The 6,217-nt window shown below is 60.4% G+C and carries 8 protein-coding genes; all 8 read right to left on the bottom strand.

What is annotated here, in order from left to right; translation table 11 throughout:
* Positions 1 to 30 precede the first annotated feature (30 nt).
* Entirely contained in the window at positions 31 to 879 is an 849-nt protein-coding gene (locus H5U08_RS08330; RefSeq protein WP_297032085.1) for a hypothetical protein, read from the bottom strand.
* On the bottom strand, positions 879 to 1,136 hold the full coding sequence (locus H5U08_RS08325; protein WP_297032083.1) for a EutN/CcmL family microcompartment protein: 258 nt from the start codon (positions 1,134 to 1,136) through the stop codon (positions 879 to 881). The genes H5U08_RS08330 and H5U08_RS08325 overlap by 1 nt, the downstream gene beginning before the upstream one ends.
* Before the next feature lie 125 nt (positions 1,137 to 1,261).
* Positions 1,262 to 2,710: an aldehyde dehydrogenase family protein gene (locus tag H5U08_RS08320; RefSeq protein ID WP_297032081.1), complete on the bottom strand. Its 1,449-nt coding sequence runs from the start codon at positions 2,708 to 2,710 to the stop codon at positions 1,262 to 1,264.
* A gap of 192 nt (positions 2,711 to 2,902) precedes the next feature.
* Positions 2,903 to 3,235 carry a EutN/CcmL family microcompartment protein gene (locus H5U08_RS08315; RefSeq protein WP_095414390.1) on the bottom strand — a complete coding sequence of 111 codons (333 nt, stop codon included), beginning with the start codon at positions 3,233 to 3,235 and terminating at the stop codon, positions 2,903 to 2,905.
* 4 nt (positions 3,236 to 3,239) lie between these two features.
* Entirely contained in the window at positions 3,240 to 4,424 is a 1,185-nt protein-coding gene (locus tag H5U08_RS08310; RefSeq protein ID WP_297032078.1) for an acetate/propionate family kinase, read from the bottom strand.
* Positions 4,425 to 4,619: 195 nt separating this feature from the next.
* The gene (locus H5U08_RS08305; protein ID WP_095414388.1) at positions 4,620 to 4,889 is read right to left on the bottom strand and encodes a BMC domain-containing protein; all 270 of its coding nucleotides are present in this window, start codon (positions 4,887 to 4,889) and stop codon (positions 4,620 to 4,622) included.
* 75 nt (positions 4,890 to 4,964) lie between these two features.
* Positions 4,965 to 5,270 carry a BMC domain-containing protein gene (locus H5U08_RS08300; protein WP_366494266.1) on the bottom strand — a complete coding sequence of 102 codons (306 nt, stop codon included), beginning with the start codon at positions 5,268 to 5,270 and terminating at the stop codon, positions 4,965 to 4,967.
* Positions 5,271 to 5,376: 106 nt separating this feature from the next.
* Entirely contained in the window at positions 5,377 to 6,042 is a 666-nt protein-coding gene (locus tag H5U08_RS08295; protein WP_297032074.1) for a phosphate propanoyltransferase, read from the bottom strand.
* Between the last annotated feature and the right edge of the window lie 175 nt (positions 6,043 to 6,217).

The raw sequence follows: 6,217 nt of genomic DNA, 5'->3' as shown, positions 1-6,217 counted from the left end.
TGGTTGTCCTACCGACTGAGAAATCTCACCTCACTGGAGTTCCAACTTTTCGCGGAAAACTTCCGGACAAACGTGCGACGATGCCACAAACTGGCGGATCATCCGCTTGAGGCTGAACAACCCGGCGTTGAGGTCAGCCACCAAGACATTGGCCCCAACGGCCGCTGTGTCGCCCGCCACCTCCTGCGGGTTCCGGCCCGCGATAGCCCGCACTCCCCGCTGGCGATTGGCCAGACACACTTCAGCGGCCACATGTCGGGTGATCACCACAACCAGCCTCTGTTTGCGGCACAACTCCCCTGCCCTTTCACTCGCCCGGATGAGGCAGTCCAATGTCTCATAGTCCGCGGTGATCCCCTCCGAACGCAACAGATTATCCAGTTGCTGGGGATTGATCTTCTGCGTCACTAACAAAACTGTTACAGCGGCAGCCCTGGCGGGCGATACGGCGCTGATTTCGACAGACTTCTGCGCGCCGCCGTAGAAGACCGGGATCCCCTTCTCCTGAAGTAAATCCCGCACGGCAGGTGTTACCACCGCGCCCATCGGGACCACCACCCGCCGGATTCCCTCCAGCCGATCACTGACCTGGGCCAGGGTGATCACCCTATCCGAAAGAACGAGTTCGCCATCCCGCGTGGACACGAATCTGGCCAGGGGTCGGGAAGTCTCGGACTGGCCGGTGTCCTCGCGTCGGGTGGGACTCGGCTGCGGCTCGGCCCTCTGTTGCGGGCCGCGGCCTTTGGCCGGCCCTTCTGATGGCGCAGCAGAGGGCTGTTCATTCGGTCCCCGCTCCGCCCCGATCCGCTGCTGAAGCGAAGCCAGGACCTCTCGCACAACCTGTTCGATCAGTTGAGGATTCCAATCGCCGCTGGCCATCAGTCCACAATCCCAATCACCGACCACCGCACAGGAGTGTGTGTATCTCCTATGATCGTCTGTGTGTGTTTGCCATCGGAACTCACAATCACCAGATCTCCCCGACCTGCTCCCAGGTGATCCACCACCAAAACCGGGTCACCGTCCGGCGAAGCACCATCGGCCGCCAGCGGCTGGACCAGCAGCAGCTTCCAGCCTTTCATGGATGGATGCTTCACCGTCGCCGTTGCATGACCCACCACTCGTCCTGCCAGCATGAATTCCGTAGTGTCCTTCCGGCGAATCCGTTACGGCCCAGCTCCGTATCCCTGTGTTGACTGCTGATCGGCGCAAGGCCCAATCCCCAGAATGCAACCTCAGAGCTTCACCAATAGTCACCTTTTTACTTGCCCAAGATTCGCAGACTGTCGATCATCGCGCAGCGACGTTCGCGGGTGAAAGTGAGGGGCGTTGTGATCCCCTCCCCCGTCGGTCCGGCGATGGAGTACGAGATGTAACCTTCGCCGCCGAGGCCCAATCCGGCCATGCACGGTCCGTTTTTCACGAAAATCGTCGTATCCAGCGCCCGCCCCATTTTGGTCATGTTGACCACGTCGTGCGAATGGATGATGGCCGTGTGCCGGAAGCCGTGTTCGGCAATCCGTGCCCGTTCGATGGCTTCGTCCACGTCCCGGCAGCGGACAAACGGCACAAAGGGCATCATCTGCTCGGCGTGCACAAAGGGATTAGAGAAGTCCGTTTCTCCGAACAGAAGTTCGACGTCATCAGGAATCTTCTTACCGATGGCACGCGCCAGTTTGGCTGCATCCTGGCCGATGAACTCCTTCACCCCGACCGGGTGCCGATGTTCGCCTTCTCCCACGTACGTGATGGCTTTGGCCGTGAGAGCCTCGATTTCGGCGGCGTTGAGGCGGACCGCTCCGGCCCGTTCCATGGCCGCCATCAACTGATCGAAAATCTTCTCCACCGCGAAGACTTCCTTCTCCGCGATGCAGAGAAGGTTGTTGTCGTAGGAAGCCCCCTTGATGATGCACCGCGCTGCGCGATCCAGGTCCGCCGTTTCATCCACGACCACCGGCGGATTCCCGGGCCCGGCCACGATCGCCCGTTTGGCCTGCTGCATCGCCGCCCGAGCCACCCCCGGACCACCCGTCACACACAACAGCGCGATATCCCGATGCTTGAAGATGGCGTTGGCCGTTTCGATCGTGGGCTCGGTAATAACACACATCACATTGTCGATGCCCAAATCTCGGAAGATGGCCTGGTTGTAGCGGCGCACGCCTTCCGCGGCGACCCGCTTGCCGCTGGGATGCGGGTTGAAGACAACCGTATTGCCTGCCGCGATCATGGCGATGGCGTTGCCCGTCAGCGTGGGCAGCGAGTGCGTCACGGGGGTCACCGCCCCAATCACCCCAAAGGGAGCATGCTCGATCACCGTCAGGCCGTGGTCGCCGCTGAAGACCTCACTGCGAAGGAACTCAACGCCCGGCGTCTTCTCTCCCAAAATGCGGAGCTTCTCAATCTTGTGTTCCAGCCGGCCGATCTTCGTTTCTTCCATCTCCATTGTGCCGAGTTCCACGCACTGCTCGATGGCAATGCGCCGAATATGGTCGATGAGTCGCTTGCGCTCCTCGAGGGTGCGGCGGGAGAGAATATCGAACGCCTCCACAGCCGCGGCGACCGCATCGTTCACATCCGTAAAAAGTCCGAAACGTCCCTGATACCGCTTGACAACCGGCGGTGGTGCCGAGGGAACTCCATTCCCCTTCAAACGCTGGAGTACCTCTTCGACAACCGTACGAACCAGGGCTTCGTTGACCTGCATCATTGCACTCCTTATCGACAATCCGGCACGGGGGTGGTCATGCGCGGGTGATCCCCCTCACGCCTCCGAAGTTATTTCGCGAATCCACTGAGACCTCTGACGAAAACGACAATTGATACCTTTCACCCATCAACCCGTCGCTCCATCGCCTCCATCCGCAGCGAGTCCGTTCCCCAGAATCAACCGGCCGTCTTCCTACGCCTGGGATTCCGGTGATTCCGGTTGCTTGCTGTAGATACAGCGCTGCCCCACATGGACGTGATCGACGATCCCAATGATGACGGTGTCCACGGGAAGGTTTTTGGTCTCCGGCGTGAGCCGGGCACTGGACCCCTGCACAATGAGGACCATTTCTCCTTCGCCTGCACCGACCGTGTCCACCGCGACAAATGTTCGGCCGGTGGCCACGAGTGTGCTCCGCGTCTGCGGATCCACACGATAGGGCTCCACGAGAAGGAGCTTGCGCCCCACCATTGAGTCCACCTTCTGCGTGGAAACCAGTGACCCTGTGACCTTTGCTAAAAACATAGCACTACAGTGACTCTAAAAGGGCCTTTGTTTGCCGGGCGACGACCAATTCCTCATTGGTAGGAATGATCCAGATTCGGACCCGCCCTGCCGGCGAACTGATTTCGCATTCTCCGCGCGCCGTCTGATTCTTCTCTTCGTCGATGACAATGCCCAACTCGCTCAGATTGCGGCACACCGCGGAGCGGATTTCCGGCTGGTTTTCACCGATGCCCCCCGTGAACACCAAGACGTCGGCCCCACCCAGCTCCACCAGAGAGGCACCGACATATTTGCGGATGGCCGCCACGAAGACGTCCACCGCCAGTCGGGCACGTTGATTGCCTTCCGCAGCCGCTGCCATGATGTCCCGCAGATCGGTGCTCACGCCGCTCAGTCCCAGCAGACCACTCTGCGTGGCCAGCACGTTGAGAATCTCCTCCAGGGACTGCCCGGTGTGTTTCATGATGACGGGCAGCGCGAATGGGTCGAAATCACCGACCCGATTATTGTTGGGGAGCCCCGACTGGGGACTCATCCCCATACTCGTGAAGACGCTTTTTCCACCGGAAATGGCGCAAACCGAACTGGAGCCTCCCAGGTGGCAGGAAATGACCCGCAAATCGTTCCGTCCAAAAATTTCCGCCGTCCGCGTGGCGATGTAGCGATGGCTGGCCCCGTGAAAACCCCAGCACCTGACGCCCCATTCCGCCCATTCGTAGGGCACCGCGTAGAACCGGTTGTGATCCGGAATGGTGCTGTGAAAATCGGTCTCAAACGCCGCGACCAGCGGAATCTCTGGAAGGTTTTCCCGAAGAATGCGCATCGCCCGAATGTACGGAGGATTGTGCGCCGGCGCGACCGGCACCATCTCCTCCATGGCGGCCAGCACCTCTTCGGTGACCAGTTGAACCCCGCTGATCCGCCCTCCGTGAACAGCTTTGAAACCGATGGCAGCTACCTCACGGGCGTCTTTCAGACACCCGGTCTGCGGATCGGTGAGCTGGGCAAGGCACTGGCGAACCGCTGCGGCATGATCGGGAACATGGGCCGTCAATTCATACCGTTGCCCCTTGATTTCCACAAAACAGCGGCTTTCCGGCGCCCCGATGCGTTCAACACCGCCCCGAGCGATCTGCGTCTCGGACTGCATGTCGAACAATCGGTACTTAAAGCTCGTGCTTCCGATGTTTGCCACCAGAATATGCATCCTGCAGCCTCCTCATAACTCCCGTTATGCCACAGTGCCAATATGTCCCTCGCCGAAAAAATCACTCGTCTCCGTTCCCCGATTCGCAGCGCGTCTCGCGCAGGCGAACTCCTGCCGCGTGTGAGGCGCGTCCCGCAAACGGCGGCAGCCCGGGGCAATCGAACGGCCTCAGGAACCGACCGCCAGACCCCGCGATCACGTCAGATAGGCCGCGATGACGCCTTCGGCCGGGCGAGGAATGATGTGGCTGGCCACCAGTTCGCCGACCTGCGCCGCGGCGTTGGCGCCGGCTTCCACCGCAGCCCGCACGCTGCCGACATCGCCGCGCACAATGGTGGTCACCAACCCCCCACCAATCTGCACGCGCTTGACGATCTGCACATTGGCGGCTTTCGCCATAGCGTCTGTCGCCTGAACCAGCGCTACCAACCCACGAGTTTCAATCAGACCAATCGCGTCTTGCATGGCGTTCAGTCCCCCTATGCTGCTAACTGAATGACTGTTCTTTCGTTGTTTCCGTGCCATCACAACTTGCCGTGATCAGTCGGTCTTGCCACCCTTGCCGGCACCTGCCGGAAGCACCGTGGACAAATCGTCGTGCGGTCGCGGGATGACCTGCACGCTGACGACCTCGCCGATCCGCGCCGCCGCAGCCGCACCGGCGTCCGTGGCCGCTTTTACCGCAGCGACGTCCCCGGTGACGAAAACGCTCACCAGACCGCTTCCCACCTTATCCCAGCCCAAGAACTGCACGTTAGCGGCCTTGAGCATGGCATCCGTCGCTTCAACCAGGGTGACAAAACCCTTCGTTTCGATCATTCCCAGAGCTTCCATTTGTTTGGCCATTGCTGTTCACTCCACCTCAAAACTGAAGAACCACACCTTCGTTTCCGAATTCCTGACGCGTACCGCAACATTGGGTCGGCCGCCGTCTCTGGTGTCGCCGTCCCTGTCACGGTTTGTACAGTTCCACGCGGGTTGCATGCTCGATGTCCGCCGCGTTGCCTTCGTCCGTATCCAGGTGGACTTCGAGCTTGCTGGTCTCATCCGCCCGCACGATCACGTTTTCAAAGACCGTGGTGCACGGCCCAGATTCGATCCTCAGGCACATGACATCTCCGTTCTTGACGCCGTAATATTCGGCGTCACGGTAATTCATGTGCACATGTCGGGCAGCCCGAATAACCCCCTCCTTGAGATCCACACTTCCCGCCGGTCCCACGAGCACACATCCCGGCGTTCCTTTCAGATCGCCACTCAATCGCACCGGCGCATCAATCCCCAGCGAGATGGCGTCCGTGAAGGCGAGCTCCACCTGGGTCTTGGAACGCGGAGGCCCGAGCACCCGCACCGTTGGCAGCATCCGCCGCCGGGGGCCGACGATCATCACGGTCTCCTCCGCCGCGTAAAAGCCCTCCTGGTACAGCCATTTGTAAGGCTTCAGCTCGTGCCCCGGCCCAAAAAGGATGTCGATGTGTTCCCGGGAAAGATGGCAATGCCGCGCGGAGATGGTGACCACAACTTCAGGCCTTTCCTTCGGCCCACCGAGAAGTTTGACCACAATCTCCCGAACGATCTTTTCAACTTGAGCGCGATCAATCGAAGGCGCCTGTGCCATAGCTCTCAAACCTTATGCGTCGGAAGGGGAGAAAACTGCGTCTGAGCATCCAAAACCGGGCGCAATGCCGGCTCTTCCGCCGATTCGGCAACCGACGCGAGAATCAACTGCACCCCGGCAGATGTCAGCTTTTCCCGCCACACCTCGGGGAGCTCGGCGTCAGTCACCACGTAAT

Origin of the sequence: Thermogutta sp. (genome assembly GCF_014359955.1) — a bacterium.
Taxonomy (GTDB): Bacteria; Planctomycetota; Planctomycetia; order Pirellulales; family Thermoguttaceae; genus Thermogutta.
Note: the sequence above shows the minus strand (reverse complement) of the source record. Positions and strands in the feature narration are given on the sequence as shown.